This window comes from Pyxidicoccus trucidator (assembly GCF_010894435.1).
Taxonomy (GTDB): Bacteria; Myxococcota; Myxococcia; order Myxococcales; family Myxococcaceae; genus Myxococcus; species Myxococcus trucidator.
In genome coordinates this window covers 194,490-208,666 of sequence record NZ_JAAIXZ010000014.1, presented here as the reverse complement: position 1 = coordinate 208,666, position 14,177 = coordinate 194,490, and the positions used below count along the sequence as shown (strand labels likewise).

The following is a 14,177-nucleotide window of genomic DNA, read 5'->3' as shown; positions in this document are numbered from 1 at the left end:
CGGCCAGATTCCGCCAGTCCTTCCACCCATCACATCGAGGTCCTCATGAAGTGCTGGCCTGCCCTTCCCCTGGCGCTGGCGCTGCTCTCCGGCTGCACCGAACAGGACGCGGGCAGACCCGCCCAGCACGAGGGAGGCGCGGGAAGCGTCGCGGCCCAGGCGGCGAGTACGTGGGAGCCCTGCGGCACGACGCCCGAAGCGCTGGGCACCGGCCTCCCGGGCACCGCGCCGGAGCCGAGAGATCCGGTGCATGCCAACGGCCTCCTCTTCTTCTTCGCGGGTGACGACGCGTCGGGAGGCTCCCTGTGGGTGACCAGCGGCACGCAGGGCGCGGGGACCTTCAAGGTGAAGGACTTCGCCCCGGGGCCCACGGGCACGCCCCCCATGCAGCTCACGCGGGTGGGAGAGCGGGTCTTCTTCGCGGCCGAGGAAGCGGAGCACGGCCGCGAGCTGTGGGTGAGTGACGGCACCCCCGCCGGCACACGCCTGGTGGCGGACATCTGGCCCGGGCCGACGGGCTCGTTCCCCCGCTCGATGTTCGAGCACCAGGGCCGGCTCTACTTCACCGCGGGCGACGAGGAGCACGGCCGTGAGCTGTGGATGAGCGACGGCACCGCGGCGGGCACGGCGCTCGTCGCCGACCTGGACCCGGGCGCCGAGGGCACCAACCCGGACCTCTTCGCCCGGAGCAGTGATGGCTCCATCTACTTCATCGCGCACTTCGAGGCGTTCTTCACGACGGTGATGCGCCTTGGCGCGAGCGGTCCTCCCACCGAGCTGATGCGCATGTCGAGCGAGGGCGCCGTGCTGGGCGCTCCGACCCCCGTGGGCCGGCGCGTGTTCTTCGTCATGGGCGACCTGCACGGCCACAAGCTCAAGCTGATGGTGACGGAGGGGGGCGCGCCGAAGATGGTCGCCGAGTTCACCCACGCGGGGGAGATGCTGGCGATGGGTGGAAAGCTGTACTTCGCGGCGGCCACGGACATGGCCGGCGAAGACATGGAGCTCTGGCGGAGCGACGGCACCCCGAAGGGGACGTGGCGGGTGAAGGACGTCCACCCCGGAGACATGGGCTCCATGCCCGGCGAGTTCTCCGTGTTCGGCCAGCGGCTCGTCTTCTCCGCGGAGGATGGGACGAACGGGCGCGAGCCGTGGGTGAGCGATGGAACGGTGGCCGGGACGCGCCTCCTCGCGGACGTGGAGCCGGGCGAGGGCAGCTCCTTCCCCGAGCGGATGGTGGCGCTCCAGGGAAACCTGTTCTTCAGCGCGGAGACCTCGGGGCGCGGCCGCGAGGCCTGGATGAGCAACGGCCAGGCTGGAGGCACGGTGCCGATTGACGACCTGTCCCCCGGAGCGAAGGGCTCGGAGCCGAGGGGCTTCGTGCGCTCCGGGTGGGATGCGTTCTTCACCGCCGAGGATGGCGCCGGTGTCCGCAAGCTGTGGGCCCTGCCCCTCCGGCCCGAGGGGCGCTGCGGCCCGAGCGCCCTGTAGCCGCGCGCTGCGCAGGTGGCGGGCCGCCCCGCCCCTGCCAGCGTGGGGCCCCGTGGCCTACAGTGCGGGGATGAGAACCTGCCTGGGAATCGGGGTGCTGGCCGGAGTGCTCACGGGGCTGGCCGGCTGCGCCACGCTGAGCACCTCGGGCATGTCGGAGCCGTGCCGCAACGAGTACAACGCCTGCCTCGACACCTGCCAGCCTCCGCCCAGGGCCACCAATCGCTTCCCCGAGGGCCCCGCCAGCAGCAAGCCCCAGGACACCGAGTTCGACTTCGACACGCCTGGCTGCGTCAGCAGCTGCAACGAGCGGGCGAAGAGCTGTACCTGAGGGCCCGGCCCGCCTACTTCTCGAAGATGACGGCGTACTTCCCGCCGTACGCGCTGACGTGGCGGACGCGGTAGTTGAAGGAGCTCACGTAGATGTCGCGGTAGCTCCGGAAGAGCTCCGGCGTGAGGTTGAGCAGCGGCACCAGCGTCTTCGAGGTGACGTGCCAGAGGGCCATGTACCGGTCCCCCAGCCCCGGGTGCGAGTACTTCGACACGTGCACCATCTTGTAGCCGGACGCCTTCAGCGAGTCGTCCTGGTTCCAGAGGTCCGTCTCCGTCATGGAGTGGAGGAGGTACTGCGCCGTCACCGCCGGCTGCTTCACCCAGGTGCCGGTGAAGAAGAGCTGCCCGGCCTCGAGGTACGCGGAGGCATCCGTCACCAGGTAGCCGGCCTGATAGTTGTCGTTGATCTGCGTGCCGAACCAGCTCGGCGTCATCTTGTGCCGGGCGATGAAGCCCGTCGTAATCGGCGCGTAGATGGCGGTGAAGCGCGGGGCGTCCGGCGCGGTCATCCCCACGACCTTGTCCGGGCGCCAGCCCTTGGGAATCCACTCGTCCGCGTCCGCCTGATGCGCCGCGAAGGTGCGGAAGGTGCGCGTGACGGGTGAGGACGGGTTGTACTGGAACGAGCCGCCCAGCTTCCACGTCCAGCCGCTCGACTCGGTGGCGAGCGTGGAGGGGAACCAGCCGAACGAGGCGAAGTAGTTGAAGCCCTGTTGGAACTTCCCCGAGTCCACGCCGGCGAAGTCCTGGAAGAACGGCGCGAAGTGAGAGGCGTGCTGGTCGGCCTGGCCGCCCTGCCCCGTCGGGTACTCCGTCTGGTAGCAGGACGCGCTGAGCGCGTAGAGGCCGTACGGGTCGAAGAACGTCCACAGGTTCTGCTTCATCCCCCCCACCCAGTGCTCCGCGGACCGCGCGAACATGATGTGCAGGTGCGTGTTGTTGATTGAGCTATTCATCCCGTGCGCGCCGGTGAGGCCGGCCATGCCAAGCTGCTGGCCCGCCTTCACCGTCTGCCCCTCGCTGACCAGGAGGCCCTGCGACGGCGTGCCCCAGCGCGCTTCGATGGCGGTGAGCTGCGCGGCCGTCGCGCCCGCGGTCAGCGTCTGCCCGTCGGCGTCGGCCTGGTTCTGGTAGTTCTTCCAGGCGGCGTCCGCCGACGCGAACGAGCCGCTGCCGTTGCCCTTCTCGTAGTACGTCTTCGTCAGCCGGGCGCGAGCGATGTCCTCGTCCCGCCCGTCGCGCAGGTGGTGGTAGACGGTGCGGAACTTCGAGCCGTTCTTCGCCGTGTGCTCGACGATGACCACGTTGCCCGGACTGGGCATGTAGCCCACCCACAGCACGGTGCCGTCGGCCACCGCGTCCACGCGGAAGCTGGCGCCGTCCTTGTCGTAGTCCAGCGCGTTGTGGCGCGAGTTGGCGCCGTACATCCAGCCGGTGCCGGCCTGCACGGTGGTGTCACGGAACGGCTTGTAGACGGGCATGCGGGCCACCGTCCCGTCCAGCCAGCCGGCGCGGTCCACCATGCTGGCGGCGCTGATCTGGTAGTAGCCGTCGGCGTGTGAGGCGGCGACGTTCCCCGCCCCGTCGATGCGGTGGTACCAGTTGGAGGACGTCAGCGCCGGAGCGGACTGGGCCGCGCTGTCGATGTCGCAGGCCGCGCTCGCGAGCGAAGGGGCGAGCGAGGCCAGCGCCAGCACGCCGCTGGCGGCGGAGGCAAGGAAGTGGAGCTTCATGGGGTGGGGCTCTCGGGACGGTGAAGTGGATCTACCGCGATGGAACGAGGCCCCTCGCGAATCTTCCCGGCCCGCCATGTCGGAAGTGACGAAAGGGTCCGGCACGCGGCCTGCACTGGAGTCCACCCGGGCCCGCTGCCGACCGTCGGTGGGGGGCCCTCGGGGGCAGCGCCATGCGCGGAGCCAGGGAGCTGAAGGACCCGGCGACACGAGCGGCGAAGCGGGGCCTGCCAGAACGTCACATGAGGTGAAGAACAGTCATGAATCCAAACAAGCCCAAGCAGCAGCGCCGTCGCAGCCGCGGCATGACGCTCATCGAAATCATGGTGGTGATTACCATCCTCGGCCTCATCGCCGCGGCCGTTGGTGTGGCCGTCATCCCCGCGCTGGGAGACGCCAGGGAGGACCGGGCCGCGCTGGACATCAAGAGCATCGAAACGGCGCTCAAGCTCCACTACGCGAAGACGGGCCGCTTCCCGGACACCAGCGCCGGGCTCGGCGCGCTGGTGGAGAACCGGACGCTGGAGCAGCTCCCCAAGGACCCCTGGCAGAACGACTACGTGTACCTCAACGAGGGCGGCAGGCCCGTCATCCTCTCCTACGGAGCGGACGGCACCGCGGGTGGCGAGGGGGAGAACGCGGACATCTCCTCCGCGCCCGCGCACACGTCGAAGGGCTGAGCCGCCGCCAGCCACACGGCGCGCACCCGCCTGCTCGAAGCCTGCTACCCTGGAAGCGCTGCACAGCCGTGAAGCTCACTCCAGGAGGAACACATGCAGGCGAAGCGACTGCTGGGAAGCGTGCTGCTGGCGGGACTGATGTCCGGTTGCGGTGGGGCCGTGGCGGACGAGAGCGCGGAGACCGCCGCGCTCGAGTCCCGTGAAGACGCGCTCCCCTCCTGCAATGGCCAGGACTACGAGCGCATCTTCTATCGCGAGCCGGAGAAGCTCACCGAGGTGGGCGCGTGGTACTGCTTCTGCGGTGACAACTCCGTGTGGACCAACGGCCGGACGTCGGCGTACTCCGAGTACACCTACAGGAACTACTGCTCCTGAGCGCGGCGGCCCCGGGGCCTTGCGTCCCAGGGGCCCGTGACTTCGCGGCCCGCGTCGGAGCTTCCGGCGCGGGCCGTGCCGTTTCGTCAGACGCGGTAGGTGCTCGCCACCACTTCCATGCGCTGCGCCACGTCGCGCAGCACCTCGGTGGTGCGCTGGGTGCCCTTCAGGCCCTGCAGCGTCTCGTCCATCATCCGGGACAGGTCCGTCACCGCGGTGAAGATCTGCGCGACGCCCGCGTTCTGCTGCGTCACCGCGGCGGCGATCTGCTGGGCGGCGTTGGCGTTGTCCTGGATGATGCTCGACAGCTCGCGCAGGCTGTCACCGCTGGCGCGCACCTGGGACAGGCCCGTCTCGGTGCGCCGCTGCCCCTCCTCGGACAGGGTGACGGTGGCCTGGATGCCGCGGCGGATGTCCTCCAGGATTTCGCGCACGCGGCCCGTGGAGCTGATGGACTGGTCCGCGAGGCTGCGAATCTCCCGCGCCACCACGCCAAAGCCCTTGCCGTGCTCGCCCGAGCGGGCGGACTCAATGGCCGCGTTGAGCGCCAGCATGTTGGACTGGTCAGCGAGGTCCTTCACCGACTGGGTGATGCCGTCAATCTGCTGCGTGCGGTCGGAGAGCGAGGAGATGCTGGCGGCGACCCGGCCCACCTGCTCGCGGAGCTGCTCGAAGCCCTGGAGGCTGGCGCCGACGGTGGCCTCGCCGGCCTGGCCCACCTCGCGGGCGCGCGCGGTGGCGCCGAGCACCGCGTGGGAGCGGTCCGCCGCCATCATCGACGTCTGCTTGATTTCCTGCGCCGTCACCTGCGTCTCCTGCAGCGCGGCGGCCTGCCGGGACAGGTTGCGCTCCTGCTGGGCGGAGGCGCTGGTGAGCTCGGCCACCGTCTGGCCCAGCACCCGCGTGCCCTGCTGCAGACTGGCGGTGGACTCGCGCAGGTGGCTCATCATCCGCGAGAAGGCATCCGCCAGCTCGCCCACTTCGTCCCGGCGCGTGGAGACCTCCACCTTCTGCGTCAGGTCGCCGTCCCGGACGATGCGGCCCACCACCTCGCTCAGCCTGGAGATGGGGCGCGTCATCCCCAGCGCCAGCAGCCACGCCCCCAGGCCGGCGAGCACCATGGCCCCCAGCGTGAGCAGCAGGCCCACCGTGGCGGCGCGCTCCAGGGGGGCATAGGCCTCCTTCGGGTCCACCGTGGCCGCGAAGCGCCAGCCGTCGCCCACGTCCCGCAGGGCCTCCTGGTTGACGGCCTCCAGCCGGACGGCGTCGGCGGCGCGCGGGGTGCCCGCATCGTGCGAGTCGTACAGGGAGGTGCCATCCGCGGTGAGCACCTCCAGGGCGAAGCTCTGAAGGCCCCGGGCACGTGAGCGCGCCAGCGCCGAGGAGACGACGGCGCCCACCTCGCCCCAGTCGTACGCCGCGAGCAGGACGCCGATGCGCCCGCCGCTGATGGGGCTGAGCACCGGCACCGCGAAGGGCAACACCCGGCGGCCGAAGACGGGGTCCACCTGGGTGACGGCGCGCGGGTCCAGCCGGTCCTCCAGCGCGGCGCGGAACCAGGGCGTGGCGAGCACGTCCTGGGGGCGGCTGGCGAACGCCTCGCGCAGCCTCGGCTCGCTGGCGGAGACGGCGCGGCCGTCCTCGGTGAAGAGCACCAGCCCGGAGAAGGACGGGTGGCGCTTCTGGAGCGTCGCGAGCACCGCGTCGCTCTTCTCGAAGGTGTCGAACAGCAGTGCGCCGCGAAGGATGGCGTCCTCGGACCAGCTGCGCGCGTTGGCCTCGCGCTCGGCGAGCGCCGCTTCCACCAGGTCCCTCAGCCCCGCGGCCTCCACCTCCAGCGTGGCGTGGATCTGCGCCTGGAGGTTCTCCGTGGTGGAGCCCCGCTGGAAGAGGTTGAGCGGCAGCAGCGCGCAGAGGATGAGCAGCGCCACCGCCAGGGTGAGGCGGGCGCGCAGTTTGAGACCGTCCAGGATTCGCATGAAGGGGTGCGTGAGCAAGGGAGGTTCAGAGGTCCAGGAGGGAGAGTCCGACGGTGAGCGCGCCAATCGTCCTTCCGCCGTCGCGTACGGGAAGGGAGACCTGGATGACGTAGGACTGGGAGGACTCGTCGAAGAAGGGCTTCTCGCGCAGCGGCTGGCCCCGGGTGTACGGCACCTGGAACTTGGCCTCGTCCCCCTGCCAGTAGTCGGACGTGCGCCGCGTGGAGCCCACCAGCGCGCCCTGGTCATCCATGGCGAAGGCCTCGGCCACCACCACGCCCAGCCGCGCCCGGTGCCGGCCCAGGGCTCGAGAGCACCCGGTGTCCAGCACCCGCTGCTTGAAGGGGGTGAGCACCGGAGACGCGCGCCACGTGTCGTCCTGCTCGCGGATGGTGGCCAGCGGCACGCGACGGGCATTCTGGGCCCGCACCGCCTCGATGACGTCGGGGTCCGTGGCCATGCGCTGGAGGGCGGGCATCACCCGGTCCACCTTCTGGAGCTGCGCGGCCCCGTCCGGGGGCAACTGCGCCAGCAGGAAGACCGTCAGACTGCTCGACCAGGACATCCGCATTCCCTTTCGTTCAGACGCCCGTGTGAGCGGGCCCCAGGAACCGCATTCCCACCTGAACGATACGGATTGTTACACGGCAGATATTGAAGACACGAAGCCAGGAGAGCGGGCTTGCCCTCCTCCTCCTGTCATGGGTGACCACCCCCGATGGCGGCTGGCCACCTGGAAGCACTTCCGCCTGCCATGCATGCTGGCGGGCATCGGCCTGACGGGCGGACCGGGGGCCAACCCGGCCCTGGTGGCCGAGGGGGCCTCAGCGGCCCGCTGCCTCGGCGAAGTGGCGCGCGAGGCGCTGGAGCAGCTCGGTGTTCTCCGCCTCGGCGGCCTTCAGCTTGGGGAGCTGGGACTTCAGTTCCTGGAGGTCCCTGCCGCGCTGGCCGAGGTCCTCCGCTTCCAGGTCGAACCACCGTCCCAGCTCGGCGGCGGTCAGCTCCAGGTGGAACTGGAAGGCGTAGGACGTCCCGAGGCGGAAGGCCTGCTGCGAGTACCGGTCCGTGGAGGCCAGGAGCGCGGCTCCCGCCACGGGCTTGAAGGTGTCGCCGTGCCAGTGAGCCACCACCGTCTTCGGGCGGACGCCGGCAAGCACCGGGTCCTTCAGTGCCTCCGGGGTCCACCGGACGGGCGCGACGCCCACCTCGAAGCCGTTCTTCCCCAGGAAGACCTCGGCGCCCGCGGCGGACGCGAGGAGCTGGGCGCCCAGGCAGATGCCCAGGCAGGGACGCTCGTTGGCGAGGCGCTCGGTGAGGAGCGCCAGCTCATCGTGGAGGAAGGGGTGCTGCTCCGCCTCGTAGACGCCCATGGGGCCGCCCATCACCACCACGAGGTCGGCGTCCACGTCCTCCCGGCGCACCGCGCGGAACCGGTTCACGAGCGTGAACCCCGCCTCCTCCAGCACCGGCCCCAGCAAGCCGACTCCCTCATGCTCCTCGTGCTGGAACACCACCGCGCGCATCGACATGACCTCCGGCCTGGCGTTGCGCGCGAGCCTAGCGGGAATCCAGCCAGGGAGGCGTGTGACGTGCGGGGGCCTACACCCGCTTACGCAGTCTGCCAGAACAGGGAGAAGGCGTCGGGCGCGTGGCGGGCGGAGCACGCGAAGACGTACGCGCGGCCGGCGCCTCCCAGGTTGAGGTCGTCCTCGAACTCAGCGAACTGGAGCACCAGCTCGCGCGGGGCTCCGCAGGAGCACGGCCCCGGGTTGGCCTCGTCCTGCACCCAGTCCGCGAACCCACCCACCTGGATGTCGAGCCAGCCGGACATGGCGGCATACAGGCTGTACTGCTCGGGAGTCGCGACACCGGCGGGCATCCGCACCGACGGGCGCGCCTGCCACCCCTCCACCGCGTACGACTTCGCGAGCCTCGAGCCGATGGGCTCCACCGTGAGCGTCAGCGTCCCCGCGGGCCGGGGCTGCACGAAGCAGCGCTCCGCGCCCTGGTCCACGTCGAAGCAGGGACAGATGGCATCCTCCCTCGTCCTCACGTCCACGCGCTGGCAGAGGAACACGTAGAGGAGCCCCTCCTCCGGGTAGCGCAGCGGACGCTCGGGCCCCACCGCGACCTGCATGATGAAGGTGAGCGGCGTGCCACAGCGCCGGCAGCGCGGCCACACCACGGGGGCGAGGAAGGCGGGTGGCCCTCCCAGCCGCTCGAGCGTGTCGACGGAGGCGGGCGAGGCCGACAGCTTCGGTGCCCACGCGGTGGCCACGCCGTTCGCTCCGAAGACGCGCCGCAGGTTCTCCTCGGTGAGCGCGTCCTCCGGCACGGCGGGGGCGGGCCCGGCGGTGGGCGGGGCCTCACGCGGCCCCGCGGTGTAACGGCCCGCGCGGGGCGAGGAGCGGAGCCAGTCCGCGAGGAACACGGCCACCGGGACCAGGCAGAGCCCCAGCAGCAGGAAGGGCATGGCCCGCTCCAGCGGCAGCAGCAGGACGAGCGCGGTGGAGACCGCGGTCCACACGACGAGGGCAGCCAGGGTGACCCGGAGGTTCTTCACTGCCCGCATCGTGCCACGCCCCCGAGAAGGTGCGCTGGCGGAATTCATGCCCCGGAGGGCGGGGTCTCCGCCTGCCGTGAGCCTCCCTCAGCCCTCGCTCTTCTTGCCGCCCTTCTCGACGATGCGCAGCAGCCCTTCCTGCGCCACCGAGGCGACGAGCCGTCCGTCGCGGGTGAAGATGCTCCCCCGCGCCAGGCCGCGCGCATTGCCGGCCCACGGGCTGTCCAGGGAGTACAGCAGCCAGTCATTCACCTTCAGGTCCCCGTGGAACCAGAGGGCGTGGTCCAGGCTCGCGCCCTGGATGCGCGGGTTGAAGAAGCTCGTCGCGTGCGGCATCAGCGCGGTGCCGATGAGGTTGAAGTCGGACGCGTAGGCCAGCACGTACCGGTGCACCTGCGGGTCAGCCGGCAGGTCGCCGTCGGCGCGGAACCAGACGTGTTTGATGGGCTCGCGCTTGTCGGGATTGAACGGGTCCACGTACGCGATGGGCCGGATTTCAATGGGCTTGTCGCAGAGGAACTTCTCCCGCATCCGCTCGGGAATGCGGTGGGCCTGGCGGCTGAGCAGCTCCTGGTCCGTGGGCAGACCTTCCGGGCCCGGCACCTCGGGCATGGGCGACTGGTGCGAGAAGCCCTGCTCGTCTCCGTGGAAGGACGCCATCAAGGTGAAGATGGGCTGTCCCTTCTGGATGGCGACGACGCGGCGGGTGGTGAAGCTGCCGCCGTCGCGCACGCGGTCCACGGTGTAGACGACGGGCAGGCTCGCGTCCCCGGCGCGCAGGAAGTAGCTGTGCAGCGAGTGGACGTGCCGCTCCACCGGCACCGTCTGGCTGGCCGCCGACAGCGCCTGCCCCAGCACCTGGCCTCCGAAGAGGTTGCGGAAGCCCAGGTCCTGGCTCCGCCCACGGAAGAGGTTCTCCTCGATGGGTTCCAGCTTGAGGAGCTCCAACAGCTCATCCAGCACTCGGCTCATGGCCTCCCCTCCTAGCCGAACGCGGGTCTCGCTGTCTCGGGCGGCGGTTCCACCGTTTCGTTGAGAAGCGGACCGGACTCCCTCAGCGCGCAAGCCCGGGACTCCCTATCCCCTTGGGGATACCTGCGACGGCCCGCGAGGCATCGCGTCGGGCAGCGGAATGGGCAGCCGGGCCATATGTTCGGGCGCGCGGCCACCGTTTCCGACTGGCCCCCAGCGAGCCCTTCATGCCCCGTCCCCTGCTGCTGCCCGTGCTTGCCCTCCTCGCCTCTCCGGCTGCTCACGCTGGCGCCCCGGCCCCGGCTCCGGTCGCCCAGGCCAGCGCTCCGGCGGGCCGCGCCGACGCGCCCCCTCTGAAGGTGGAGACGGAGCGCTGGTGGGCCCATGTCCGCTTCCTCGCCAGTGACGCGCTGCAGGGCCGCGACACGGGCACGGAGGGCCACCGCAAGGCCGCCGCGTACGTCGCCGAGCAGCTCGCCGCGCTCGGGGTGAAGCCCGGAGCCGGAGACTCGTACCTCCAGGAGATGGAGCTGGTGTCGCGCCGGCTGGTGGAGGAGCGCTCGCGGCTGGCCCTCGTCAGGGACGGCAAGCAGACGCCGCTGGTGATTGGGAAGGACGCCGTCATCTCCACGCGGGCGGGCGAGACGGGCGAGGTGGATGCCCCCCTGGTGTTCATCGGCCATGGCCTGTCCATCCCCGAGGCCGGCCACGACGACTTCGCCGGCGTGGACCTCCAGGGGAAGATCGCCGTCTTCCTCAATGGCGGCCCGTCCACCATTCCCGGTCCGCTGCGCGCCCACCACTCCTCCAGCGTCGAGCGCGCGAAGGCGCTGAAGAAGGCGGGGGCCATTGGCTTCGTCACCCTGCAGAACCCCAAGCACCTGGAGGTGCCCTGGTCGCGCGTGGCCGGGGCGCGCAAGAAGGCCGCGATGCAGTTCGCCGACCCGGCCCTCAACGACGACCATGGGATGAAGCTGGCCGTCGTCTTCAACGCCGAGCGCACGCAGCAGCTCTTCGACGGCGGCCCGCACACCTTCAAGGACCTCCTCGCGCTGGCGGACTCGGACAAGCCGCTGCCCAGGTACGAGCTGCCCCTGCGCCTCAAGGCCCGCGCGGAGTTCGTCACCGCGCCGGTGAAGTCCGTCAACGTGGTGGGCCTGCTGCCCGGGAGCGACCCGGCGCTGGCCCGGGAGTACGTGGTCCTCTCCGCCCACCTGGACCACGTGGGCGTGGGCGAGCCCGTCAAGGGCGACGGCCTCTACAACGGCGCCATGGACAACGCCACCGGCGTGGCCGCGGTGCTGGAGGTGGCGCGGGCGCTCCAGGCCGCGAAGCCGAAGCGCTCCGTGCTCTTCGCCCTGGTGACGGGCGAGGAGAAGGGGCTGCTCGGCTCGAAGTACCTCGCCGCCCGTCCCCCCGTGCCCACCGAGCACCTGGTGGCCAACTTCAACCTCGACATGTTCCTGCCCCTGTTCCCCTTCACGCGCGTGGTGGGCTACGGCCAGGACGAGTCCACCCTCGGCGCGGCGCTCGCGCGGGTGGCCACCGCCCACGGCGTGAAGCCGCTGGGGGACCCCGAGCCCAACCAGATGCGCTTCATCCGCAGCGACCAGTACTCGTTCATCCTCAAGGGCGTGCCGGCCCTGTCCTTCAAGTTCGGCTTCGACAAGGGCACTCGCGAGGAGACTGTCTACAAGACGTGGTATCGCGAGCGTTACCACGCGCCTTCGGATGACCTGGCCCAGCCCATCGACAGGGAAGGCGCGGCGAAGTTCGTCCGGCTGCTCGCGGACCTGACCCTTTCCGTGGCGGACGCTCCCGAGCGCCCACGCTGGAACGCGGACAGCTTCTTCCGCCGCTTCGACGCCGGTGTGAAACGCTGACGCAATGAGCCATCCCAATTCGAAGGGGGTGGCTTGAAGCGCGACGTCTGTTTTTGCGACGCTCCCTGTTCAACGCAGGACACCCAATGGGGGGCGGATGCAGGCGAACGTGTTCACCGCGGTCCTGATGCCCGTGGCACTGGGCATCATCATGCTGGGCCTCGGGTTGTCGCTCACACTCGCGGATTTCAAGCGGGTCATCGTCTATCCGCGCGCGGTGATCATCGGGCTCGTGTGCCAGATGTTGCTGCTGCCCGTCGTCTGCGCGCTCGTCGCGCACGCGTTCAGCCTTCCTCCCGAGCTGGCCGTGGGACTGATGCTGTTGTCCGCCTCTCCGGGTGGCGCGACGGCGAACCTCTTCAGCCACCTGGCGCGCGGTGACGTCGCCCTCAACATCACCCTGACGGCGGTGAACAGCGCGCTCACGCTCTTCACCCTGCCCCTCATCATCAACCTGTCCATGGTGCACTTCATGGGCGAGGGGCGCGCGGTGCCCATGCAGTTCAGCAAGGTCATCCAGGTGATGGCCATCGTGCTGGTGCCGGTGAGCCTGGGGATGCTGGTCCGCGCGCGCCGCCCGGGGGTGGCCCTGCGGCTGGACAAGCCCATCCGCCTGATGTCGGCCGTGTTCCTGCTCGCCATCATCGCCGCCGCCGTCTACCAGGAGCGCGCGAACATGAGCGCCTTCTTCCGGCAGGTGGGGCCCGCCACGCTCGCGTTCAACCTGGCCAGCATGGCGGTGGGCTACTGCGTGCCGCTGCTGGTCCGGCTGCCCAAGCGCCAGGCGGTGGCCATCGGCATGGAGATCGGCATCCACAACGGGATGCTCGCCATCACCATCGCCCTGAGCCCCACGCTGCTCGCCAACCCCACCATGGCCATTCCCCCGGCCATCTACAGCCTCATCATGTACTTCACCGCCGCCGCCTTCGGCTACTTCGTCAGCCGCGGCCTCACGAGCGAGCAGGACGCTCCGGAGCTCTCCACGTCCCCCACCCCCGAGAAGGTGTCTTGATGAAGCTGAAGCGCTCCTCGCTGTCCCTGCTGTCGCTGTGCCTGGGCCTCGCCGCCCCGGCCGCCGCGCAGCAGGCCGATGAAGCACCGGAGGCCCCGCAGGCGTCCGCCACGCCCGCGCCGCAGCCGGCCCCGGAGCCCCTCGTTCCCGCGACGCAGGCACCGGCGCCGCTCGCGCCCATTCCGGACCTGCGCCTCTACCTGGCCAACTTCAGCATCGTGCGCCACAACCCGCTGGGGCTCGAGTCGCAGGCGCGGCTCATCCTCCAGAAGCGCATGTTCGACAGCGAGGCGATGGTGCTGCGCGACAACTTCGTCAGCGGCGCCCTGAGCGTGAAGGTCAACCCGGCCTCGCTCAAGGTGGGCCCCCTGGTGGAGTTCCAGCCGGTGGCCATGCTCAACGTGCGCGCGGGCTACGAGTTCGTCAGCTACCTCGGCACGCTCGGCTTCCTCCAGTCCTATACGACTCCGCTGGCGGACCACTCGGACGACGCGAGAGACCTCACCGAGACCAACGCGTACAGCACGTCCGGCCACCACTTCCTCCTCGAGCCCACGGTGCAGGCGAAGGTGAGGAACTTCGTGGTGCGCTCCAAGCTCGCCGTCGAGTACTGGAACGTGGACCTGCGCGAGGGAGACCGGGCGACGTTCTACGACGCGACGCTGGACACGCTCGTCCCCGGCAAGGGCTGGGTCCTCACCAACGACACCGACCTGCTCATGCTGGCCACCCCACAGCTGACGGTGGGCGCCCGCTTCAGCGCCGTGTTCCCCAAGTACGGGGACAGGGTGGCCGAGGGCGTCACCGCCAGCGACAACAGCCACATGCGCGTGGGCCCCATGGCCGCGTACTCCTTCCACACCGATGAAGGGACGATGTTCAACAAGCCCACCGTGGTCGTCATGACCGGGTGGTACCTGAAGCACCAGAACCGCCAGGAGGCGATGCCGTACCTCCTCGCCGGCTTCGGCTTCACGTCGGACCTGATGGGCGGAAGGTAGCGCCGCTCGCGAAGGAACCTCACGACCTCCGTTCAATCCGACGGAGGCGCCCGCTTCGAGCGGGTGTTCCCGTGGCCGCCCCCTCAGCCGGGGCGACCACGGGATTCTTGTTTCAGGGGCCCGCGAATCCTCCTCTGCGGGTAAACCTTCAA

13 protein-coding genes are annotated in these 14,177 nt (G+C 70.3%); 7 read left to right on the top strand and 6 right to left on the bottom strand.

Annotation, left to right across the window (positions count from 1 at the left end; translation table 11 throughout):
• The first annotated feature begins 45 nt into the window (after positions 1-45).
• Positions 46-1,491, top strand: a complete 1,446-nt coding sequence (locus G4D85_RS33540) for an ELWxxDGT repeat protein (protein WP_164018142.1) — start codon at positions 46-48, stop codon at positions 1,489-1,491.
• Positions 1,492-1,561: 70 nt separating this feature from the next.
• Entirely contained in the window at positions 1,562-1,822 is a 261-nt protein-coding gene (locus tag G4D85_RS33535; RefSeq protein WP_164018141.1) for a hypothetical protein, read from the top strand.
• 13 nt (positions 1,823-1,835) lie between these two features.
• Here the strand turns inward: G4D85_RS33535 and G4D85_RS33530 are convergent, their stop codons facing one another.
• A complete protein-coding gene (locus G4D85_RS33530) occupies positions 1,836-3,557 on the bottom strand; it encodes a M23 family metallopeptidase (RefSeq protein ID WP_164018140.1) in 1,722 nt (573 codons plus the stop codon).
• A gap of 260 nt (positions 3,558-3,817) precedes the next feature.
• Between G4D85_RS33530 and G4D85_RS33525 the strand changes: the two genes are divergently transcribed.
• Both G4D85_RS33525 and G4D85_RS33520 read left to right on the top strand, forming a co-directional pair.
• Complete coding sequence (locus G4D85_RS33525) at positions 3,818-4,237, top strand: type II secretion system protein GspG (RefSeq protein ID WP_164018139.1); 420 nt, start codon at positions 3,818-3,820, stop codon at positions 4,235-4,237.
• 93 nt (positions 4,238-4,330) lie between these two features.
• The gene (locus G4D85_RS33520; RefSeq protein WP_164018138.1) at positions 4,331-4,612 is read left to right on the top strand and encodes a hypothetical protein; all 282 of its coding nucleotides are present in this window, start codon (positions 4,331-4,333) and stop codon (positions 4,610-4,612) included.
• An 86-nt stretch (positions 4,613-4,698) separates the two neighbouring features.
• On the opposite strand, the gene G4D85_RS33515 is transcribed toward G4D85_RS33520, so the two are convergent.
• From G4D85_RS33515 to tesB, 5 genes are all read right to left on the bottom strand, one after another.
• Complete coding sequence (locus G4D85_RS33515) at positions 4,699-6,591, bottom strand: methyl-accepting chemotaxis protein (RefSeq protein WP_164018137.1); 1,893 nt, start codon at positions 6,589-6,591, stop codon at positions 4,699-4,701.
• A 25-nt stretch (positions 6,592-6,616) separates the two neighbouring features.
• Positions 6,617-7,156, bottom strand: a complete 540-nt coding sequence (locus G4D85_RS33510) for a PDC sensor domain-containing protein (RefSeq protein WP_164018136.1) — start codon at positions 7,154-7,156, stop codon at positions 6,617-6,619.
• A 259-nt stretch (positions 7,157-7,415) separates the two neighbouring features.
• The gene (locus G4D85_RS33505; protein ID WP_164018224.1) at positions 7,416-8,114 is read right to left on the bottom strand and encodes a glutamine amidotransferase-related protein; all 699 of its coding nucleotides are present in this window, start codon (positions 8,112-8,114) and stop codon (positions 7,416-7,418) included.
• 86 nt (positions 8,115-8,200) lie between these two features.
• On the bottom strand, positions 8,201-9,154 hold the full coding sequence (locus G4D85_RS33500; RefSeq protein ID WP_164018135.1) for a DUF1963 domain-containing protein: 954 nt from the start codon (positions 9,152-9,154) through the stop codon (positions 8,201-8,203).
• 87 nt (positions 9,155-9,241) lie between these two features.
• The gene (gene tesB, locus G4D85_RS33495; protein ID WP_164018134.1) at positions 9,242-10,126 is read right to left on the bottom strand and encodes an acyl-CoA thioesterase II; all 885 of its coding nucleotides are present in this window, start codon (positions 10,124-10,126) and stop codon (positions 9,242-9,244) included.
• A 227-nt stretch (positions 10,127-10,353) separates the two neighbouring features.
• Between tesB and G4D85_RS33490 the strand changes: the two genes are divergently transcribed.
• From G4D85_RS33490 to G4D85_RS33480, 3 genes are all read left to right on the top strand, one after another.
• Positions 10,354-12,009 (top strand): M28 family metallopeptidase, encoded by a 1,656-nt coding sequence (locus G4D85_RS33490; RefSeq protein ID WP_164018133.1) that lies wholly within the window; start codon positions 10,354-10,356, stop codon positions 12,007-12,009.
• A gap of 109 nt (positions 12,010-12,118) precedes the next feature.
• Complete coding sequence (locus G4D85_RS33485; protein ID WP_240359648.1) at positions 12,119-13,024, top strand: bile acid:sodium symporter family protein; 906 nt, start codon at positions 12,119-12,121, stop codon at positions 13,022-13,024.
• The gene (locus G4D85_RS33480) at positions 13,024-14,025 is read left to right on the top strand and encodes a hypothetical protein (protein ID WP_164018131.1); all 1,002 of its coding nucleotides are present in this window, start codon (positions 13,024-13,026) and stop codon (positions 14,023-14,025) included. Before G4D85_RS33485 ends, G4D85_RS33480 begins: the two co-directional genes overlap by 1 nt.
• Positions 14,026-14,177 lie beyond the last annotated feature (152 nt).

Bases quoted from the DNA above. Each gene is read 5' to 3' on its own strand.
- G4D85_RS33480 (WP_164018131.1), top strand. From the start codon at position 13,024: ATGAAGCTGAAGCGCTCCTCGCTGTCCCTGCTGTCGCTGTGCCTGGGC.
- G4D85_RS33490 (WP_164018133.1), top strand. From the start codon at position 10,354: ATGCCCCGTCCCCTGCTGCTGCCCGTGCTTGCCCTCCTCGCCTCTCCG.
- G4D85_RS33525 (WP_164018139.1), top strand. From the start codon at position 3,818: ATGAATCCAAACAAGCCCAAGCAGCAGCGCCGTCGCAGCCGCGGCATG.
- G4D85_RS33530 (WP_164018140.1), bottom strand. From the start codon at position 3,557: ATGAAGCTCCACTTCCTTGCCTCCGCCGCCAGCGGCGTGCTGGCGCTG.
- tesB (WP_164018134.1), bottom strand. From the start codon at position 10,126: ATGAGCCGAGTGCTGGATGAGCTGTTGGAGCTCCTCAAGCTGGAACCC.
- G4D85_RS33535 (WP_164018141.1), top strand. From the start codon at position 1,562: ATGAGAACCTGCCTGGGAATCGGGGTGCTGGCCGGAGTGCTCACGGGG.
- G4D85_RS33505 (WP_164018224.1), bottom strand. From the start codon at position 8,114: ATGCGCGCGGTGGTGTTCCAGCACGAGGAGCATGAGGGAGTCGGCTTG.
- G4D85_RS33510 (WP_164018136.1), bottom strand. From the start codon at position 7,156: ATGTCCTGGTCGAGCAGTCTGACGGTCTTCCTGCTGGCGCAGTTGCCC.
- G4D85_RS33520 (WP_164018138.1), top strand. From the start codon at position 4,331: ATGCAGGCGAAGCGACTGCTGGGAAGCGTGCTGCTGGCGGGACTGATG.
- G4D85_RS33515 (WP_164018137.1), bottom strand. From the start codon at position 6,591: ATGCGAATCCTGGACGGTCTCAAACTGCGCGCCCGCCTCACCCTGGCG.
- G4D85_RS33540 (WP_164018142.1), top strand. From the start codon at position 46: ATGAAGTGCTGGCCTGCCCTTCCCCTGGCGCTGGCGCTGCTCTCCGGC.